Annotated in this window: 11 protein-coding genes and 3 tRNA genes; 9 read left to right on the forward strand and 5 right to left on the reverse strand. The window is 59.3% G+C overall.

Going from position 1 to position 18,932, the window contains the following annotated elements:
• Positions 1–33: 33 nt before the first annotated feature.
• The 7 genes from V9K67_RS00750 (at position 34) to V9K67_RS00780 (ending at position 12,572) form a co-directional block, all read left to right on the forward strand.
• Positions 34–1,863, forward strand: coding sequence for a class I mannose-6-phosphate isomerase (locus tag V9K67_RS00750; RefSeq protein ID WP_336719371.1), 1,830 nt, complete (start codon positions 34–36; stop codon positions 1,861–1,863).
• A gap of 11 nt (positions 1,864–1,874) precedes the next feature.
• A complete protein-coding gene (locus V9K67_RS00755) occupies positions 1,875–4,196 on the forward strand; it encodes a GH92 family glycosyl hydrolase (protein ID WP_336719373.1) in 2,322 nt (773 codons plus the stop codon).
• Between the two features lie 25 nt (positions 4,197–4,221).
• A complete protein-coding gene (locus tag V9K67_RS00760; protein ID WP_336719375.1) occupies positions 4,222–5,649 on the forward strand; it encodes a sugar porter family MFS transporter in 1,428 nt (475 codons plus the stop codon).
• A gap of 19 nt (positions 5,650–5,668) precedes the next feature.
• A complete protein-coding gene (locus V9K67_RS00765; RefSeq protein ID WP_336719377.1) occupies positions 5,669–6,574 on the forward strand; it encodes an ROK family protein in 906 nt (301 codons plus the stop codon).
• 17 nt (positions 6,575–6,591) lie between these two features.
• Complete coding sequence (locus V9K67_RS00770; RefSeq protein WP_336719379.1) at positions 6,592–8,979, forward strand: GH92 family glycosyl hydrolase; 2,388 nt, start codon at positions 6,592–6,594, stop codon at positions 8,977–8,979.
• Between the two features lie 30 nt (positions 8,980–9,009).
• Complete coding sequence (locus V9K67_RS00775) at positions 9,010–12,186, forward strand: GH92 family glycosyl hydrolase (protein ID WP_336719381.1); 3,177 nt, start codon at positions 9,010–9,012, stop codon at positions 12,184–12,186.
• A gap of 158 nt (positions 12,187–12,344) precedes the next feature.
• Complete coding sequence (locus V9K67_RS00780; RefSeq protein ID WP_336719383.1) at positions 12,345–12,572, forward strand: hypothetical protein; 228 nt, start codon at positions 12,345–12,347, stop codon at positions 12,570–12,572.
• Positions 12,573–12,743: 171 nt separating this feature from the next.
• Here the strand turns inward: V9K67_RS00780 and V9K67_RS00785 are convergent.
• From V9K67_RS00785 to V9K67_RS00805, 5 genes are all read right to left on the reverse strand, one after another.
• A tRNA-Arg gene (locus V9K67_RS00785) sits at positions 12,744–12,817 on the reverse strand.
• Between the two features lie 58 nt (positions 12,818–12,875).
• Positions 12,876–12,949: transfer RNA gene (locus V9K67_RS00790), tRNA-Arg, on the reverse strand.
• A gap of 58 nt (positions 12,950–13,007) precedes the next feature.
• Positions 13,008–13,081: transfer RNA gene (locus V9K67_RS00795), tRNA-Arg, on the reverse strand.
• Between the two features lie 247 nt (positions 13,082–13,328).
• Positions 13,329–15,230 carry a glucosamine-6-phosphate deaminase gene (gene nagB / locus V9K67_RS00800; protein ID WP_336719385.1) on the reverse strand — a complete coding sequence of 634 codons (1,902 nt, stop codon included), beginning with the start codon at positions 15,228–15,230 and terminating at the stop codon, positions 13,329–13,331.
• A 123-nt stretch (positions 15,231–15,353) separates the two neighbouring features.
• Positions 15,354–16,946, reverse strand: a complete 1,593-nt coding sequence (locus V9K67_RS00805; protein WP_336719386.1) for a S41 family peptidase — start codon at positions 16,944–16,946, stop codon at positions 15,354–15,356.
• Between the two features lie 109 nt (positions 16,947–17,055).
• Here V9K67_RS00805 and V9K67_RS00810 point away from each other — a divergent pair, with 109 nt between their 5' ends.
• Positions 17,056–17,913: an N-acetylglucosamine kinase gene (locus V9K67_RS00810; protein WP_336719387.1), complete on the forward strand. Its 858-nt coding sequence runs from the start codon at positions 17,056–17,058 to the stop codon at positions 17,911–17,913.
• A 160-nt stretch (positions 17,914–18,073) separates the two neighbouring features.
• Positions 18,074–18,904, forward strand: coding sequence for an N-acetylmuramic acid 6-phosphate etherase (locus V9K67_RS00815; protein WP_336719388.1), 831 nt, complete (start codon positions 18,074–18,076; stop codon positions 18,902–18,904).
• Positions 18,905–18,932 lie beyond the last annotated feature (28 nt).

Below are 18,932 nucleotides of genomic sequence, written 5' to 3' on the forward strand. Positions count from 1 at the left end.
TCCTGCATTCCACCTCAACAACCTCATTTTACTATGCAAGTCCTGGATAACACGTTAGCAACCGCTCCTGTAACGAAAAAATGGAGGGCCACCTCCGAGACGATCCTTCCCCAGACCCTCCGCGGGCAGGAAAAACAGCCTTCCGGCTACGACATCTATCCGAGTCATGCCGTGGGCGCCGGAAAAATTTTTAGCGGCTACGCTTCCCTGGCCCAATGGATCATCAAACAAAAAACCGTCCTGATCGACGGGTATATCGGCATCTTCTGGGAAGAGGTGCGGCAGTGCCTGGAGCAGGAGCTGCAGCAGGCAGGCGTAACGGTTAACTGGATCCTCCTGGACCGGCTGCGGAAAGGGCCGGAAGCGATAGAGCAGCTGGTGGCGCCCTTCCTGGGCACTCCCGGTTCGGTCTGGGGCACCCGCTCCCGCCTGGACCTGAGAGATTTTTTCCAGGCCGACCGGCTGTCCGCCGCGCAACCCGACGCCCGTTATGACGTCAACATCGCCCTGGGCATCGGCGCCGCCCTGTTGCCCTGGAGCGCCCCGGTGGTGTACCTGGATATTCCCAAGAACGAGATCCAGTTCCGGATGCGGGCGAAATCGGTCACCAACTTCGGTTCCGACCGGCAGGCCGGGAACACGGAGATGTACAAGCGCTTTTACTTTGTGGACTGGCCTATTCTGAACACCCACAAAAAGGCCCTCCTGGACCGCATCGCGGTGATCGCCGATGCCCAGTGGAAGGAGTCGGTGAACTGGATGCCGGGCGCCGACCTGAAGGCGGGCCTGCAGCAATTAAGCCGGTCGGTCTACCGGGTGCGGCCCTGGTTTGAGCCGGGCGCCTGGGGCGGCCACTGGATGAAGGAGCGTTTCCAGGGCCTGAACAAGGAGGCGGTCAATTACGCCTGGTCCTTCGAGCTGATCGTGCCGGAAAACGGCATCGTCTTCGAAAGCGACGGCAACTTATTGGAAGTGTCCTTCGACTTCCTGATGTTCCGCCATGCCCCGGCGGTCCTGGGGCGCGACGCCGCGGTTTTCGGCGACGAGTTCCCCATCCGCTTCGACTTCCTGGATACCTTCGAAGGCGGCAACCTCTCCATCCAGTGCCATCCTTCCCTGCCTTATGTGCGCAGGGAGTTCGGCGAAAACATCACCCAGGACGAAACCTATTATATCCTGGACTGTAAGCAGGATGCCCAGGTGTATTTAGGCTTCCAGGAGGACATCGACCCTAAAACCTTCCGCCAGGAGCTGGAATACAGCCAGGAGTCCGGCCAGGAAATTCCCATTACCCGATACGTGCAGGCGCATACCGCCCAAAAGCACGGCCTGTACCTGATCCCCAACGGCACGGTCCACAGCGCGGGCGCCGGCAGCCTCGTGCTGGAGATCAGCGCCACCCCCTACATCTTTACCTTTAAAATGTACGACTGGCAGCGCCTGGACCTGAACGGACAGCCGCGGCCGATCAATATCGATCATGCCTTCAACAACCTCAATTTCGAACGCAAGGGCGAACGGGTGAAAAAGGAGCTGATCTCCCAACCGGTAACGCTCGCCGCCGGTGCGGACTGGGAACTGGTGCACCTGCCCACCCACGAAGACCATTTTTACGACGTCCACCGGATGGAGTTTGATTCCCGGCTGGAGGTGGACACCCGCAATACCGTGCACGTGCTCATGCTGGTGGAAGGGGAGGCGGTTCGCGTGGAGACCGCCGATGGAACTGTGCAGACCTTTCAATACGCGGAAACCTTTGTCATCCCGGCCGCCGCGGAACGTTACACCCTCACCAACCTGGGTGCCGGCAGGGCCAAAGTGGTCAAAGCCTTTATCAAAGAAAATATTTGTTTCCCCGGCTAATTCTTTTGCATATGCCAACAGATGTACGCAAACTATTCCTGGCCGTCTTTTCCGCTGCCCTGTTCCTGTCGGGACAGGCGCAGCGCAGGGAGCCGGTCGATTACGTGGATCCCTTCATCGGCACGTCCGAGTCGCGCTGGATGCTCAACCCCGGCGCCACCATGCCCTTCGGCATGGTGCAGCTGAGCCCCGACAACCAGGGCGAGGTGTGGAAGTCCGGCTATGAATACAGCCTGGGGAATGTCGGCGGCTTCAGCCACATTCACTCCTGGACCATGGTGGGCCTGTCGGTCATGCCTACCGTGGGCGAGCTCAGTACGTACCGGGGCCCCGCCGATGCGCCCACCACGGGCTGGACGTCGGGCTACCGCTCCCGCATCGACAAAAGCACCGAAGTGTCCCGCCCCGGCTATTATGGCGTCACGCTGATGAACGGGAACATCCGTACCGAACTGACCAGCACCACCCGGGCCGGGTTCTTCCGGTTTACCTACCCCGAGGCCCAGGAAGACGCCCACATTTTGCTGGACCTAGATATCCCGGGCGAAGCCAAGACCGATATCCTGGATGCCCGGATCACCCGCGTATCGGGAAACCAGGTGGAAGGCTACTGCAAGCAGAAGTGGAGCTGGAACGAGTACACGGTGCATTTTGTCGCCCGCTTCAACAAGCCGATCAAGTCGTTCGGCGGCTGGAAGGGCAGCAAGGTGCAGAAAGGCGTGACCGAAGTGGCCGGCAAAGGCCGCATGGGCGCCTTCGCCGACTTCGATATGAAGGCCGGTGAGGTGCTGTTGCTGCAGACCGGGATCTCCCTGGTCAGCATCGAGGGCGCCCGGAAGAACCTGGAAACGGAAATGAACCCCTTTCACTGGAGCTTCGACGCGGTGGCCTACAACGCCCGCAAGGTGTGGAACGGCTTGTTGGGCAAAATCAAAGTCGAGGGAGGCACGGAAACGGACAAGAAGAAATTCTATACCAACCTGTACCGCTCTTACGTGGCCCGCACCACCTGGAGCGACGTGGATGGAAAATACGTGGACGTCAATGAGAACGTGCGCCAGGCGGCCTCGCCGGTCTACGGCTCGGATGCGCTGTGGAATACGTTCTGGAACCTGAACCAGCTGTGGGCCCTGGTGAATCCCGACCTGACCAGCAACTGGGTAAAGTCGCTGCTGGAAATTTATAAGACCGGGGGCTGGCTGCCCAAAGGGCCTGCCGGCATCGAATATTCCGGCATCATGGAAGCCTCCCATGAAATCGCCCTCATCGTGGGCGCCTACCAGAAAGGCATCCGTGATTTTGATGTGCCCAAAGCCTTCGAGGCCATGGTGCACCAGCAGACCACGCCGGGGATGCGCACGCCGGAAAACGGCTTTGTCGGCAACCGGTTTTTCGAGTCGTACCTGAAGGGGGGCTACGTGCCCAACGAGGAAGGACAGGTGTCGAACACCCTGGAATATGCCTATGACGACTGGTGCGTGGCCCAAATGGCCAAAGCCCTGGGCAAGGACCTGGAGTACGAGCTGTTCCGGAAACGGGCGGGCAATTACAAAAACGTGTTCGACCCCGAAAGCAAATACATCCGGATGAAAAACCGCGACGGCAGCTGGGTGAAGGACTGGAACCCGCTCTGCTGCACCAATTTCAGCGGCCCCGGCTACCTCGAAGGCAATGCCTGGCAGTACTCGTTCTTCAACCCGCACGACGTGCAGGGCATCCTGAACCTGATGGGAAAGGACGAATTCAACCACCGCCTGAACGAAGGGTTTGAAAAGTCGGCCCGCTTCAATTTCAACGCCGCCGGCGATATGTACGACAAGGTGCCGGTCAACCACGGCAACCAGCCGAACATGCAGGCCGCCTGGCTGTTCAACTACTCCGGCCAGCCCTGGCTCACTCAGAAATGGACGCGGGAGATCATGGGCCGGTATTACGGGGCCACGGCTTACGACGGCTGGCTGGGCGACGAGGACGAAGGCCAGATGGGCGCCTGGTACGTGCTGGCGGCCATGGGACTTTTCCAAACCGACGGCGGCGTCGCTGCCAAACCCTTTTACGAGATCGGCAGCCCTCTTTTTTCCAAAATAACGATCCAGCTGGATGGCCGCTATTACAAGGGCAAGACCTTCACCATCGAGGCGCAAAACACGTCCGCAACCAATCGCTATATACAGTCGGCCACCCTGGACGGCAAGCCCCAGACGAAGCCCTGGTTCTACCATTCCGACCTGGTCGATGGCGGAAAGCTGGTGCTCCGCATGGGCCCGGCGCCCAATAAGCAGTGGGGCAGCCGCCCGGCCGACGCCCCGCCTTCAATGTCTTCCGCAAACTAACCCCTTTAATTGTTTCCATATGAATATGAAAAAAAAGCAAATCAGTCTCACCGTTATCACCCTGGTCGCCTCCCTGGGAGGGTTCCTGTTTGGTTTCGATATGGCGGTCGTATCCGGGATCCTGCCCCTGGTGCAACAACAGTTTTTATTGTCCGCCGCCCAGGAAGGGTGGTTCGTGTCTTCCGCCCTGGTGGGCTGTATCATCGGCGTGGCCTTTTCCGGCGAGCTGAGTGACCGCCTGGGCCGCAAAAAGCTCCTCCTGCTGTCGGCCGCCCTGTTTGTGCTGTCGGCCCTGGGTTGCGCCCTCCTGCCTACGCTTTCCTGGATCATTGCCGCCCGCCTGGTCGGCGGCATCGGCATCGGCATCGCCTCCAACGTCGTGCCCCTGTATATTTCCGAAATAGCGCCGCCCTCTATCCGGGGCCGCCTGGTGACCTATTACCAGTTCGCGCTGACCTTCGGCATCCTGGTGGCGTACCTTACCAATGCCGCCCTGGTCAGCTATGCCGCCCACCATCCGCCCACCGAAGGGTTCCTGTCGGTGCTGCTGGGTAAGGAGGTGTGGCGGGCTATGTTTGGCCTGGGCGTGGTGCCGGCCCTGTGCTTCCTGGCCGGTTTGTTCCTGGTGCCGGAAAGCCCCCGCTGGCTCTTCCAGAAGGGCCGGGAGGCGGAAGGACGCGAGATCCTGGGCCGGATCGCGCAAAGCCCGCAGGCCCGGGCCGAAGCCCAGGCAGCGGCCGCCGACCGCCATGCGGCCGGTTCCTACAAGGAGTTGTTTGCCCCGGGCATGCGCAAAGCCCTGCTCATCGGCATCCTCCTGCCCCTGTTTTCCCAGTTCAGCGGCATCAATGCCATCATTTATTACGGTCCCAGCATTCTGAGCAATGCCGGCATTTCGCTGAGCAACTCCCTGATCAGCCAGATCATCTTCGGGGCGGCCAATATGCTGTTTACCCTGGTGGCCATCTGGAAGGTGGACAGCTGGGGCCGGCGTCCCCTGTATATCCTGGGAACGGCCGGCGCCGCCCTTACCCTGCTGTTGACGGGCTGGTGCTTTTATGCCGGGGCTACCACCAGCCTCTGGCTGCTGGTCTGCGTGCTGGCATTCCTGGCCTGCTTCGCCTTCTCCATCGGGCCCCTGAAATTCGTGGTGGCTTCCGAGATCTTTCCCAACGCCATCCGGGGCCGGGCCCTGGCCATCAGCATCATGGTGATGTGGATCGCCGATACCATCGTCGGGCAGCTGACGCCCATCCTGCTCCGGGAGATCGGCAGCGCCGGCACCTTCTGGTTCTTTGCCTTCTTCTGCATCGTGGCCCTGGTCACCGTGTACAAGCTGCTGCCGGAAACCAAGGGCCAGTCGCTGGAACAAATCGAAAATTACTGGAAGGAAAAAGGCATTACCGTAACCAAGGAGGAGCTGGCCAAAGAGGAAGGCATGCTGCTCCACTGATACCCTTAAAAAGCGACAAATGAAAAACGATTCTTTGGTCATCGGTGCCGACATCGGCGGCACCCATATTACGGCGGCCCTGGTGGATATGGAAAAGAAGATCATCCTCCTGGACACCCTGGTAAGGGAAAAGGTGGATGCCGGGGCCCCCGCCGAACAGGTCATCGAGGTATGGAGCAACGCCATCGCCCGGGCCGCCCGCGGCCGCTCGGAAATTTTGAGCCTGGCCATGCCCGGACCCTTTGATTACGAAAACGGCGTCAGCTACATGCAGGGCCAGGGAAAGTACGAGCCGCTCTACGGGCGGAACGTCCGGGAGCTGCTGGCATCCCGCCTCGGGTTGGCGCCGGGAAATATCTCGATGATGAACGATGCCGCCGCCTTTTTACAGGGAGAGGTCTGCGTAGGGGCGGGGTACGGGCTGCGCAAAGCGGTGGGGGTGACCCTGGGCACGGGGCTGGGCAGCGGCATCTACCAGGAGGGGGTAGCCGAAGAGGCCGGCCTGTGGCAGGCGCCCTACCGGGGAGATATAGCCGAAAACTACCTGTGCACCCGCTGGTTTGTCCGGCGCTACCGCGAGCTGACCGGCGACACCGTCACCGGGGTGCTGGAGCTGCTGTCAAAAATGGAACACCCGGCAGCCGTCCGGCAGGTATTCGAGGAATTCGGCGAAAACCTGGGCCGGGTGCTGGTGCCGTTCATCAGCCTGCACGAGCCGCAGGTAGTGGTGATCGGCGGCAATATCGCCAAATCCTACGAGCGCTTCCGGGAACCGCTGCTCGGCATCCTGCGCCCACAGCATCCCGGCGTTCCCGTCCGGACGGCCCTGCTGGGCGAGAAAGCGGCCCTGCTGGGCGCCGCCAGCTACCGCGACAGCCGCCACCCCCTGAAAACCAACCATCCCACTGGAATTTACATCGATTAACAACCATGCTTACACATATGAAAGCAAAGAACAAATTAGTACACCTGGCCGGGATAGCGCTGCTGGCTATAGCGGCTCCCACCTATACCCAGGCACAGAAAAAAGGGGACTTGGTCCAATACGTCCAACCCAATATCGGAACGGCGCATTGTCGCTGGTTTCACTATGTTCCGGGTGCCTATCCCTTCGGAATGGCCAAGCCGGCCCCTTCCACCAACGGCAGCTACGGCAATTTCCATGGCTGGGACGCCACGGGCTATGACCACCGCCACGAATCCATCGAAGGTTTTCCGAACTTTCACGAGTTCCAGATCGGCGGCGTGGTCTTCGCCCCGATCACCGGGCCGCTGCAAACGACGCCCGGCAAGCTGGAAAACCCCGATGACGGCTACCGCTCCCGCTTCGACCGGAAGGACGAACAGGCCACGGCCGGTTATTATTCCGTCTTTTTGAAAGATTACGGCGTCAGGGCCGAACTCACCGCCACCCCAAGGGTAGCCTTTCACCGCTATACCTTCCCCGCCGGCAAGGAGTCGCACATCCTGTTCGACATCGGCAACAAGCAGGGTGAAAGCGGCAACGTTAAGGACGCCAAAGTGTACTACACCGCCGACGGGCGGATCGAAGGATTTGTCACTACCCTGCCGGTCTATGTGCAAAAATACCAGCCGGGGGCCGAAGTGACGATGTACTTCTCCGCCGTTTTGGATAAGAAGCCCAAGGCCTTCGGTGCGTTCAGCGGGAAAAATGTAGTCGCCGGCGCCACGGGGCAGGCCGGGAAAGGAGCAGGTCTTTACCTCAGCTTCGATACCAAAGACCAGGAAAGCATTACCATCAAGGCGGGCCTTTCGTTCACCTCCGTGGAAAATGCCCGGTTGAACCTGAAGGCGGAGGCCGGCGGCCTTTCCTTTGAGAAAGCCCGGAAACAATCGACGGCTGCCTGGAGCGACCAGCTGGGCCGGATCAAGGTGGAAACGCCGGTCCGCGAAAATATGGTCAAGTTTTACACCGGCCTGTACCATTCCCTGCTGGGGCGCGGCCTGGCCAGCGACGTCAACGGCGCCTATCCCAAAAACGACGGCACGGTAGGGCAGATCCCCCTGGACAAAAAGCACCGCCCGGTGCACCACCACTATAATACCGACGCCATCTGGGGCGGCTTCTGGAACCTCACCCAGCTCTGGGCCCTGGCGTATCCCGAATATTATTCCGACTGGATCAAAAGCCAGCTCCTGGTGTACAAAGATGCGGGCTGGCTGGCCGACGGCATTGCCAACAGCCGATTTGTGTCGGGGGTAGGCACCAATTTCGTCAGCCTGGCCATGGCCAGCGCCTACATGTCGGGCATCCGCGATTTCGACGTGAACCTGGCCTACGAGGCGTCGCTGAAAAACGAGGTGGAAGCCAACGGGCGCCCCCGCGGCGCCGGCAAGCTGGATGTCGGCAACTTTGTCAAATACGGCTATGTGAACCATATCGACAAGTCCAGGGAGTGGGCCGAAACCTGGCAGTTCTCCGCTTCCCATACCCTGGAATATGCCTACAGCTCCTACGCGGTGGCGCAATGGGCGAAGCTGCTGGGCAAAGAACAGGATTACACGCAGCTGATGCGCCTGTCCAAAGGATGGGAGCACCTGTTCGATCCCTCCCTGAAGCTGGTGCGTCCCAAGCTGGCCAGCGGCGAGTTCATCGGCGATTTCAAGCCCAGCCAGCCCTGGCGGGGGTTCCAGGAGGGCAACGCCTGGCAGTATACCTTCTATGTGCCGCATGATCCCGCAGGACTGGTAGCCAAGGTCGGCCGCGATCCCTTCAACAGCCGCCTGGACAGCATTTTCAGCACCTCGCAGAAAAATGCGTTTGGCGGGGGCAAAACCCTGGATGCCTTCTCCGGCCTGTCCGGCCTGTACAACCACGGCAACCAGCCCAACCTGCATACCTCCTGGCTGTTCAACTTTTCGGGCAAGCCCTCGCTGACCCAAAAATGGGTGCGGGCCATCTGCAATGAATTCTACGGCACCGACGGCATCCACGGCTACGGCTACGGGCAGGATGAGGACCAGGGCCAGCTGGGCGCCTGGTACGTCATCGCCAGCATGGGCCTGTTCGACGTGAAAGGCTTTACCGACATCAAGCCCCAGGTAGGCCTGGGCAGCCCGCTCTTCGACAAGATCGTGATCAAGGGCAATAAAAAGTACTACGGGGGCAAAGATTTCCAAATCGACGTGGTCAACAACAGTGCGGCGAACGCCTACGTGCAGTCGTATACCCTGAACGGCACCGAGCTGTCGCAACCCTTCCTGCAACTGTCCGACCTGCAAAAAGGCGGCAGGCTGGTGGTGCAGATGGGCAGCCAGCCGAAAGACCAATACGGTGCCGCCCCGAATGCAGTAGGACAACGCAAATAATATTTAACCGGATAAATGATGTATCTCCATATGAAAAAATTAGAATCCCGCCTGCGGAAAACGGCTATGATCTGCCTGTTATCCTGCGCAGGGGCGGTAGCAAACGGCCAGTCCCAGGTGATCTGGGAGATCGGGGCCGCCGACAATCAAAGCAAAGGCATGGCCCTGGCGCCGTCGCAGTACAAACGGTTTCTGGAATATGATTTCGGCTGGGAGGACCGCTTCTTCCTGGTCGGCCATTCCAAGCCCGAGCAGGACTGGCCCTACGTGCTGCCGGGACCCAAGGACAGCTGGGGCGGTACGGCCCCCACTTCCGGCATCCGGTCGCACCTGGTCAACATCCTGTTCGGCCTCGACCAGTTGCCCGCCCAGGGAAACTGGAAGCTGGTGGTCGACCTCCTGGGGTATAATGTCGAAAATCCCCCCTTGTTCAAAGTCAGCGTGAACGGCAAATCCACCGTCACCCAGCTGCCCAAAGGCGTTCCCGGCAGCGCCCTGACCGGCGAGGTGTCCACGGTAAAAGAGCACCTGGTGGAGATCCCCATCGACCCGGCTACCTTGCATGCCGGCGGCAATGAAATTCAACTGACCTCCCTGGACGGCTCCTGGCTGGTGTTCGACCAGGTGCGCCTGGAGGCGCCCCAAAGCGCCCGTTTGAAAACTGCGGGCAGCGTGTTTGTCCGCGAAGCCAAGCCCGCCGGCTACGAGCTGGCGGCCGAAGGCAAGCGGGTGCAGCCCCTGCTGGTCGACCTGGAGCGCATCAGCGGCAAGCCCCGGTTCACCGTGCGCCTGGACGGCAAACAGGTGTTTGACGAAACGCTGGAAACCGGCCGCTACCAGTTCGAGGTGCCGATGCCCGCCGTTTCGAAGACCACCAAAAGCCGCTACGAGCTCCTGGCGGACGGCAAAGTGATCGAAGCCGGAACCGTGACCCGGTCGCCCCGGGAATCCGCCTTTTATTCCGATTACGTGGATACCAAAATAGGAACGGCCCATTCCCGCTGGATGATCGGCCCCGGCCCCTGGATGCCGTTCAGCATGGTGAAGCTGAGCCCCGACAACCAGAACGACGGCTGGCAGGCAGGCTACGACCCCACCTTTGAAAGCATCGGCGCCTTCAGCCATATCCACGAGTGGACCATGGCCGGCCTGGGCATGATGGCCGCCAACGGTCCCCTGAAGATCAAGGTGGGCGACCAGCGCAGCGCTCCCGGCACGGGCTATCGTTCCCGCATCGACAAGGCCACCGAAGAAGCGCCCCTGGGCTATTACAAGGTAAAGCTGACCGATTATGACATCCAGGCGGAACTGACCGCCACCACCCGGGCCAGCTTCCAGCGGTATACGTACCCGAAGGCCACCGATTCGCGGGTGATTATCGACCTGCAGACGCCGGCGGAGAACCGCTATCAACTGCCCGAAGTAACGCTGAAGAAAGTCAGCGATTACCGCATCGAGGGCGTCAGCAAGCAGTTTGCGCCCCAGGTATGGATCGCCCAGGCCGGCTCCAGCGAGCAGGAGTACAACGTGCATTTCGTCATCGAGTTCGACCGGCCGATCCGCAAGTTCGGCACCTGGGTGAACGACGAGGTGCGGACCGGCGACCTGCTGCGCATCAAAGACGCCAAAGACGCAGGCGCCTTCGTGGAATTCGACACCCGCGAAAACCAGGTGGTGCAGGTGCGCACCGGCATTTCCTTTGTGGACGTAGCCGGCGCCTCCCGCAACCTGCAGGAGGAGATCAGCAAGCCCTTCGGCTGGAGCTTTGAAAAGGTGCGGGACCACCAGCGCAGCGAGTGGGACCACCTGCTGGGCCGCCTGAAGATCCAAACCAATGACCGCCGCGAGAAGGTGCGCTTTTATACCAACATGTACCGGGCGATGTGCAGCCGGAACATTTTCAGCGACGTGGACGGACGCTGGGTGGATGCTGCCGAGCAGGTGCAGCAGCTGCAAAAGCCTGGGGACGTGGCCCTGGGGTGCGATGCGTTCTGGAACTCGTTTTGGAACCTGAACCAGTTCTGGAACCTGGTGACGCCGGAATGGTCGTCGAAGTGGGTGAAGTCGCAGCTGGCCATGTATGATGCCAACGGCTGGCTGGCCAAGGGGCCTGCCGGCATGGAGTATGTTCCCGTGATGGTGGCCGAGCACGAAGTGCCGCTGATCGTGGGGGCCTACCAGATGGGTATCCGGGATTTCGACGTGGAAAAAGCCTTTGCGGCGGCCCACAAGACCCTGTCCACGCCCCAGACCAAAGTGGGCGGCGGGCTGGCCGGCAACGCCGATTTCGAGGCCTACATGAAATACCAGTATGTTCCCTACGACAAGGGACGTTTTTCCAACTCGCTGGAATATGCCTATGACGACTGGGCGCTGTCGCAGCTGGCCAAATCGCTGGGCAAGGAAAAAGAGTACGAGCAGTATCGCCAGCGGGCCGGCTGGTGGAAGAACGTGATCGATACGGCCACCGGCTATGCCCGGATGCGGAAGTCGGATGGCAGCTGGTACGAGAAGTTCGATCCGTTCCGTTCGGGCGCCAATGAACATTACGTGGAAGGCAATGCCTGGCAGCTGACCTTCTTTGTACCGCAGGATGTGCCGGGACTGGCAAAGACCATCGGCGTGGAGCGGTTCAAGGAACGGCTGGGATGGGGCTTTGACGAAAGCGAGAAATGGCGCTTCAATGCACCCAACGACCAGTACTGGGACTACCCGGTGATCCAGGGCAACCAGCAATCCATGCATTTTGCCTACCTGTTCAACTACGTGCAGCAACCCTGGCTGACGCAGAAGTGGAGCCGTTCGATCATGGACCGGTATTATAACTATGGCGTGGCCAATGCCTATTTGGGCGATGAGGACCAGGGCCAGATGAGCTCATGGTTTATCATGTCCGCCCTGGGATTGTTCCAGGTTGACGGCGGCTGCCAGGTGAACCCGATCTACGAGATCGGCAGCCCGCTCTACGAAAAGGTGACGATCGACCTGGGCGGCCGGTACGGCAGGGGCAAAACCTTTACCCTGGAAGCCAAAAATGCCTCCCGTGAAAACAAGTACGTGCAAAGCGCGGTGCTGAACGGCAGAAAGCTGGATACGTTCTGGTTCCCCGCCAGCGAGCTGCTCAAAGGCGGCAGCCTGGTGCTGGAAATGGGGCCGGAGCCGAATAAAAGCTGGGGAACAAGCACGGTTTCCGTGGCGGCCAAATAGCCGTTGGCATCCGGGTGCGTTCACCCCTTCGTTCCATCACCCGACTGTCTGGTTCAACAAGAGAAGAAAGGATTACGGTTCGTAATCCTTTCTCCTTGTCAGGGCTGAAGGGCATGGAGCTAACTGAAAATAATCCCCTGGCCTATAAAAACTGAATCATGGACCGCAGCAATCTTTTGAAATCATTGGGCGTCACTTTAGGCGCTACATTCCTGAATACCGATCTGTTTGCCCGCGTATCCCCTAACGCTTATAGTTATGCGCTGCCCGCCCCTCCGCAGCATCTGCCACTGGCGAAGCAGGCTTCCGCCCTTACGCTGGGCGCCGGCAACAGGGGGAATATTTATGGCATTTTGCCCTTTGGATCAGGCTTTGGGCGGATCTAGGTCCCCAATCGGTCCCCTGGGGATGTCTTTTCCAAGGAGGGGACCGATTAGGGGACATTTTTTTTGAGACGATTTGAATATTTTGGAAGAGGTCGGAAAGCACAAAAGCCAGTAAATCAATGATTTAACTGGCTTTTGCTATTTTTTGCGCCGATTTGATCGTCGCTTTAGTGACCCCGTCTGGATTCAAACCAGAAACCTTTTGATCCGTAGTCAAATGCTCTATTCAATTGAGCTACGGGGCCATTTCCCGAAGGAAGATTTTTGAAGACCAGCCTACAACTTGTTTGTAAGCGCTTTTAGTGACCCCGTCTGGATTCAAACCAGAAACCTTTTGATCCGTAGTCAAATGCTCTATTCAATTGAGCTACGGGGCCATTTCCCGAAGGAAGATTTTTGAAGACCAGCCTACAACTTGTTTGTAAGCGCTTTTAGTGACCCCGTCTGGATTCAAACCAGAAACCTTTTGATCCGTAGTCAAATGCTCTATTCAATTGAGCTACGGGGCCATTTCCCGAAGCGGAACCTGGTTAAGCGGTCTCACCGTTTCCGGTGCGCTGTTCCGTTTGGGGGTGCAAATATAGGCGGCGAACTTTAATTGCCAAAACTTTTTTCAAAAACGTAAGAATTTTTTCAGGGAGCTAGGTCGGAGCGCCTTTTCCCCGGAATGCAATTCCGGGTACGTGGTCCGTCCGCTCCGGAAAAGCTTGTGTCAACTTCCCCAACCCCCTTCCTCCAACGAACTCGTGAACTTGTTTAGAACGGACAGCGCACAAATGCCTCCATCGCCGCATACCTTGTCAGGCCCAGCTGGGCATAAAGGTTGGCGGTACGGGCATTGCGCTCCTCGGCCCGCTGCCAGAACTCGCGGCTGTCCTCGCCCTGGAAGGGCACCATGTCCTTCTGGCTCTGGTGAATGAAAATGCCGTAGCGCTTCTGCAGCACCTGGCCGGGACTCATGGGAATGGCCATTTCTACCTCCTCCATGTTCCATTCCTGCCAGGCACCTTTATAGAGCCACAGCCAGCAGTCGCGGATCCAGTTGAGGTGCTGGCCCTTCAGCCGCTTCAGCGCCGCCAGCACGATGTCGAGGCATACCCGGTGGGTGCCATGCGGGTCGGCCAGGTCGCCGGCACTGTACACCTGTTGTGGCTTCAGCCGCTCCAGCAGCTCGGTGGTCATATGGATATCCTCTTCGCCCATGGGATTCTTTTCCACCGTGCCGGTTTCATAAAAAGGCAGGTTGAGGAAGTGTACGTTCTCGTCCTTCAGCCCCACGTAGCGGCAGGTGGCGCGGGCCTCGCACTGCCGGATCAGGCCTTTGATGGCCCGGATCTGGGGTGTGTCGGCCTGGTTGGGCCGCTTTTGCGACAGGAACTGGCGGGCCTCCTGCAAAATACGGGCGGAGGTTTCGGCATTGATGCCGGCAATGGTTTCAAAGCCCACGGCAAAGTCCAGAAAGCGGGTCACGAATTCGTCGGTCACGGCGATGTTGCCCGAGGTCTGGTATACCACGTGCACGTCGTGGCCCTGGTCGTGCAGGCGCTGCAGGGTGCCGCCCATGCTGATGATGTCGTCGTCGGGGTGGGGGGAAAAGATCAGCACCCGTTTGGGAAAGGGATAGGCCCGCTCGGGGTGCGCCGGGTTGTCGGGGCCCGGCTTGCCGCCCGGCCAGCCGGTGATGGTGTCGCGCAGCAGGTAAAACACCTGCAAATTAATGCTGTAGGCATCGCCTTTTTCCACCAGCAGGTCGCCCAGTCCGAATTCGTTGTAATCGGCATTGGTGAGCGACAGGATGGGCTTTTCCCTTTTGAGGGCCATGTCGATCACCGCCTTTTTGATGAGGGCGGGTGTCCATTCGATATCGCCGGTAAGCCAGGGGCTCTTAAAGCGGGTAAGGCTGGAGGCGGCGGACTCATCGAGCACGAACTCGCAATTGGCATGGTGCTGCAGCAGCGAAGCCGGCACCTGCTCCGTGGTATTGCCCTCGACGGCCTTCTGTACCACGGGCGCCTTGGCGGGCCCCATGGCCATCAATAGCACCCGTTTGGCTTTGAGGATGGTGCTGATGCCCATGGTGATGGCCAGGCGGGGTACCTGGGAAATATTGGCGAACTCGTAGGCATTGGCCAGGCGGGTGGAGGGCTCGAGGTTGATGAGCCGCGTTTTGGAAAACAGGGAGGAGCCCGGCTCGTTGAAGCCGATATGCCCGTTGTTGCCGATGCCCAGCACCTGCAAATCAATGCCGCCGGCCGCCTCGATCTCCTGTTCGTAGGCGGCGCCCTGCTTTTTCACTTCTTCCCGCGACAGTTCGCCGTTGGGAATATGAATATTTTCGGGAAGGATGTCCACCTGGTCGAACAGGAGGCGGTGCATGTAGGAGTGGTAGCTCTGGAGGGCGTCGCGGTCGATGGGGTAGTACTCGTCGAGGTTAAACGTAATGACGTTGCGGAAGCTCAGGCCTTCCTCGCGGTGCATCCGTACCAGCTCGGCATACAGGGCCTTGGGTGTGGCCCCCGTGGCCAGTCCCAGCACGCAGGACTCGCCGGCCTCCTGTTTGGCCCTTATCAGCTCCGCTATGGCCCGGGCCGTGTACAACGAAACTTCCTTCGGCGAAGGATAAATGCGGCAGGTAATCTTTTCAAAGGTGTCCACCATAAAGAGTTTACGAGTTTACGGGTTTACAAGTTGGTCTTCACTAATGTAAGGGATTGTAAAATGTAAACCGCATCCCCTCGGTGGAAACCAACTCGTAAACTTGTAAACCCGTAAACGCGTAAACTACTTTTTCAGCTCCGACATGGCCGCCAGCACCATACTATCCGTACTGTTCGACACTTCGTAAAAACCCTGCGTGCGCCAGCGGAAGCGGGCCAGGTAGGCCTTAATGCGTTCCTGGATCTCTTTTTTATCGTCGGCGGGGATGTTTTTCAGGTTGATGCTGTCCTTGGCGGCAAACACCACCAGCTGGTCCCAGGCCTCGGCGGTATTGGTGAATTTGGCTTCGAACTCCGCCGGGGTGCGGTACTTCTGCAGTTCGCCCAGGTGGTTGATGTAGTAGGTATACACGAAGTTGTTGAAGCGGCCTTCGAGGTACAGCTTGGTTACGTTGCGGATATACAGGCTCGAGTCGATGGGTACGAAATGGTCGGGAACGATGCCGCCGCCGCCGTAAACGGTCTTGCCGCCGGAGGTTTTGTAGGGATGGTCCTTGGAAAAGTGCATCGAGTCGGCATAGAGCATCTCGCCGTTGTCGTAGCGCTCATAGATTTCTTCCATGTACACTTTTTTGCCGTGGTCGTAGGGGCGCTGGATGCTGCGGCCCGAGGGGGTGTAGTAGCGGGCTACCGTCAGGCGGAGGGCCGAGCCGTCGCTCAGCTCGTACTGCTCCTGCACCAGGCCTTTGCCAAAGGTACGGCGGCCTATTATGGTAGCGCGGTCGTAGTCCTGCAGGGCGCCGGCCAGGATCTCGCTGGCGCTGGCGGTCAGCTCGTCTACCAGGACCACCAGCTTGCCCCGTTCAAAAATGCCCTGCTTGCTGGCCTTGTACTCCTGGCGGGGGATGTTGGTGCCCTTGGTGTACACGATCAGCTTTTCGCCGTCCAGGAATTCGTCGGCGATGTTGATGGCCTGGGTCAGCAGGCCGCCGCCGTTGCCGCGGAGGTCGAGCACCAGGCTCTGCATTTTTTGGGCCTGCAGCTTTTCCATGGATTCCATGAACTCGCGGTAGGTGGTCTCGGAAAATTTATTCAGCTTGATGTAGCCGGTGGTGGCATCGATCATGTAGGAAGCGTCCAGGGAGGGCAGGGGGATCGTGCCGCGGGTTACGAACACGTCCTTCAGCGCCCGGTCGCGCAGGATGGTCAGCTTTACCAGGCTGCCGGCCTGGCCGCGGATCATGCGCTTGATCTCGGAGGAGGGCAGGGTCTTGCTCACGACGGAGGAATCGTTCACCTTCAGGATGCGGTCGCCGGTCTTCAGGCCTGCCTTGTCGCTGGGACTGTTGGCCACCACGTAGATCACGTGCACGGTGTCGGCGAAAATATTGAATTCCACGCCGATGCCCTGGAAGTTGCCGATAATGTCTTCGTTGACTTCACTGACGTTGGCGGCGGGGATATAAAAAGAGTGGGGGTCCAGGTTGCTGACCACCTGCTGAATGGCGTTGTCCTGCAGGGAGTCGATGCCCACCGAATCCACGTAGCGGGCCTTGATCAGGTCGAAGGCCTCCTGGAGGGCGTTGCGTTTATCACGTTTGAAAAAGCCCTGGGTGCTGCCGGTTTGCTGGTGCAGCTTGAAGCCAAAGAACATGCCGGCGATCATCACCAGGGAAAAGGTCAGCGGGAGCCAGACCTGTAACTTTTTATTCCTCATCGTTTGCGGTTACTTTATATTAGTGGTCCAAAATCGGGATGCAAAATACTGGATTTGACCAAACTGAAAGTTTTGCATTTTATTTACAACAATTCTTTAAGCCCATAAAATGGAACCAGCAACCTTAATCGCCGACGGCGGCTCTACCAAAACCGAATGGTGCCTGATCCAGGACGGCCGGAAAAAGTCCTTGTTTACCCAGGGCATGAGCCCGTACTTCTATACCTCCCGGGAGATGACCGAGCTTTTGGCCAAGGAGCTGCTACCCAGGCTGAAGGAGGTTTCCGTGGAAACCCTGTACTATTACGGTACCGGCTGCGCCAGTCCCACCAATGCCCGGAGCGTGCGGCAGGCGCTGGAGGAAACTTTTCCCGATACGGCCATCGAAGTGAATACCGACCTGGTGGCGGCGGCCCGGGCAGTCTGCGGGCACGGCAAGGGCATCGCCTGCATCCTGGGCACCGGCTCCAACTCGTGCTTTTTCAACGGCGAAAAGATCGTCCGCAACAGTCCCGGCCTGGGCTACGTGCTGGGCGACGAGGGCAGCGGCGCCTACCTGGGCAAGAAGGTGCTGCAATACTACCTCTACAATACCTTCGACGACGACCTGCGTTCCCGCTTCGACGCCATGTTCACCACCACGGCGGTGGAGGTCCTCGACAATATCTATTCCAAGCCGCTGCCCAACCGCTACCTGGCCACCTTTGCCATGTTCCTGGCCGAAAACCGGGGGCACTTCATGGTGGAGAACATCCTCGAAGACGGGCTGAACGACTTTTTCTTCCAGCACCTCTGTAAATACCCCGAGGTCTGGACCCACCCGGTCAACTTCGTGGGCAGCATCGCCTACGGCTTCAGCGACGTCCTGGAGCAGCTCTGCCACTCCTACGAGTTCGAGCTGGGCAAGATTCTCAAAAACCCGATGCAGGGGCTGGTCAACTATCATGGGGAAGAGATTAAAAGTTAGAGTTCCTGAGTTTCTAAGTTCCTGAGTTCCCGAGTTGGCGTCACTCCGGATGACGTAGAATTCAGAACAAACGGATAAGCATGTGAGCCTTTCAACCGCGAAGCTTAACTCAGGAACCCAGAAACTTAGGAACTCAGGAACTAATTAATACCGAGACAACTTGCCAGAATTCAAGAAATTAACGGAAGAGCCCGGCCCCTACAGGCACCTGGAAAAAATGCCGGTGGCGGAGGTGTTGGCGCATATCAACAGCGAGGACAAAACCGTGGCGGCGGCCGTGGAAAAGGCGCTGCCGCAGGTGGAGCGGCTGGTGGTGGCCATCGTGGACAAGATGGCGGCGGGCGGGCGGCTGTTTTATATCGGTGCCGGCACCAGCGGCCGCCTGGGCGTGCTGGACGCTTCGGAAGTGCCGCCCACCTTTGGCATGGCTCCCGGCCGGGTGGTGGGCCTCATTGCCGGGGGCGAAAAAGCCCTGACCGCGGCAGTGGAGTTTGCCGAAGACAGTGCCACACAGGGATGGGCGGACCTGCAGCAGCAGGGTGTGGGAGCGGGGGATGTGGTGGTAGGACTGGCGGCCAGCGGCACCACGCCTTACGTGGTCGGCGCCCTGGAGGCCTGCCGGCAACAGGGCATCCTGACGGGCGGCATCACCAACAACCCCGGTTCGCCCCTGGCCCGGCTGGCCCATTTCCCGGTGGAAGTGCCGGTGGGGCCCGAGGTGGTCACCGGCAGCACCCGCATGAAAGCAGGCACGGCGCAAAAGATGGTGCTGAACATGATCTCCACGGCCGTCATGATAAGGCTGGGAAGGGTGGAGGATAACCGCATGGTGCACCTGCACCCCACCAATGCAAAGCTGCTCGACCGCGGCGCCCGCATGCTGCTGGAAAAGCTGCCCCTGCTCCGCTACGAACAGGCAAGAGCCCTGCTGGTGCAATACGGCAGCGTCAAAAAAGCCCTGGCAGCCTACCGCAGGGAACGATCCTCCTAAAAATTGATAAAAACGGGCCGGCGCAAAC

Origin of the sequence: Huijunlia imazamoxiresistens (genome assembly GCF_037132455.1) — a bacterium.
GTDB classification, from domain to species: domain Bacteria; phylum Bacteroidota; class Bacteroidia; order Chitinophagales; family Chitinophagaceae; genus Flavisolibacter; species Flavisolibacter imazamoxiresistens.

Coding starts and splice junctions, on each gene's coding strand:
- V9K67_RS00755 (WP_336719373.1), top strand. CDS start 1,875: ATGCCAACAGATGTACGCAAACTATTCCTGGCCGTCTTTTCCGCTGCC.
- V9K67_RS00775 (WP_336719381.1), top strand. CDS start 9,010: ATGAAAAAATTAGAATCCCGCCTGCGGAAAACGGCTATGATCTGCCTG.
- V9K67_RS00810 (WP_336719387.1), top strand. CDS start 17,056: ATGGAACCAGCAACCTTAATCGCCGACGGCGGCTCTACCAAAACCGAA.
- V9K67_RS00780 (WP_336719383.1), top strand. CDS start 12,345: ATGGACCGCAGCAATCTTTTGAAATCATTGGGCGTCACTTTAGGCGCT.
- V9K67_RS00750 (WP_336719371.1), top strand. CDS start 34: ATGCAAGTCCTGGATAACACGTTAGCAACCGCTCCTGTAACGAAAAAA.
- V9K67_RS00805 (WP_336719386.1), bottom strand. CDS start 16,946: ATGAGGAATAAAAAGTTACAGGTCTGGCTCCCGCTGACCTTTTCCCTG.
- nagB (WP_336719385.1), bottom strand. CDS start 15,230: ATGGTGGACACCTTTGAAAAGATTACCTGCCGCATTTATCCTTCGCCG.
- V9K67_RS00760 (WP_336719375.1), top strand. CDS start 4,222: ATGAAAAAAAAGCAAATCAGTCTCACCGTTATCACCCTGGTCGCCTCC.
- V9K67_RS00765 (WP_336719377.1), top strand. CDS start 5,669: ATGAAAAACGATTCTTTGGTCATCGGTGCCGACATCGGCGGCACCCAT.
- V9K67_RS00770 (WP_336719379.1), top strand. CDS start 6,592: ATGAAAGCAAAGAACAAATTAGTACACCTGGCCGGGATAGCGCTGCTG.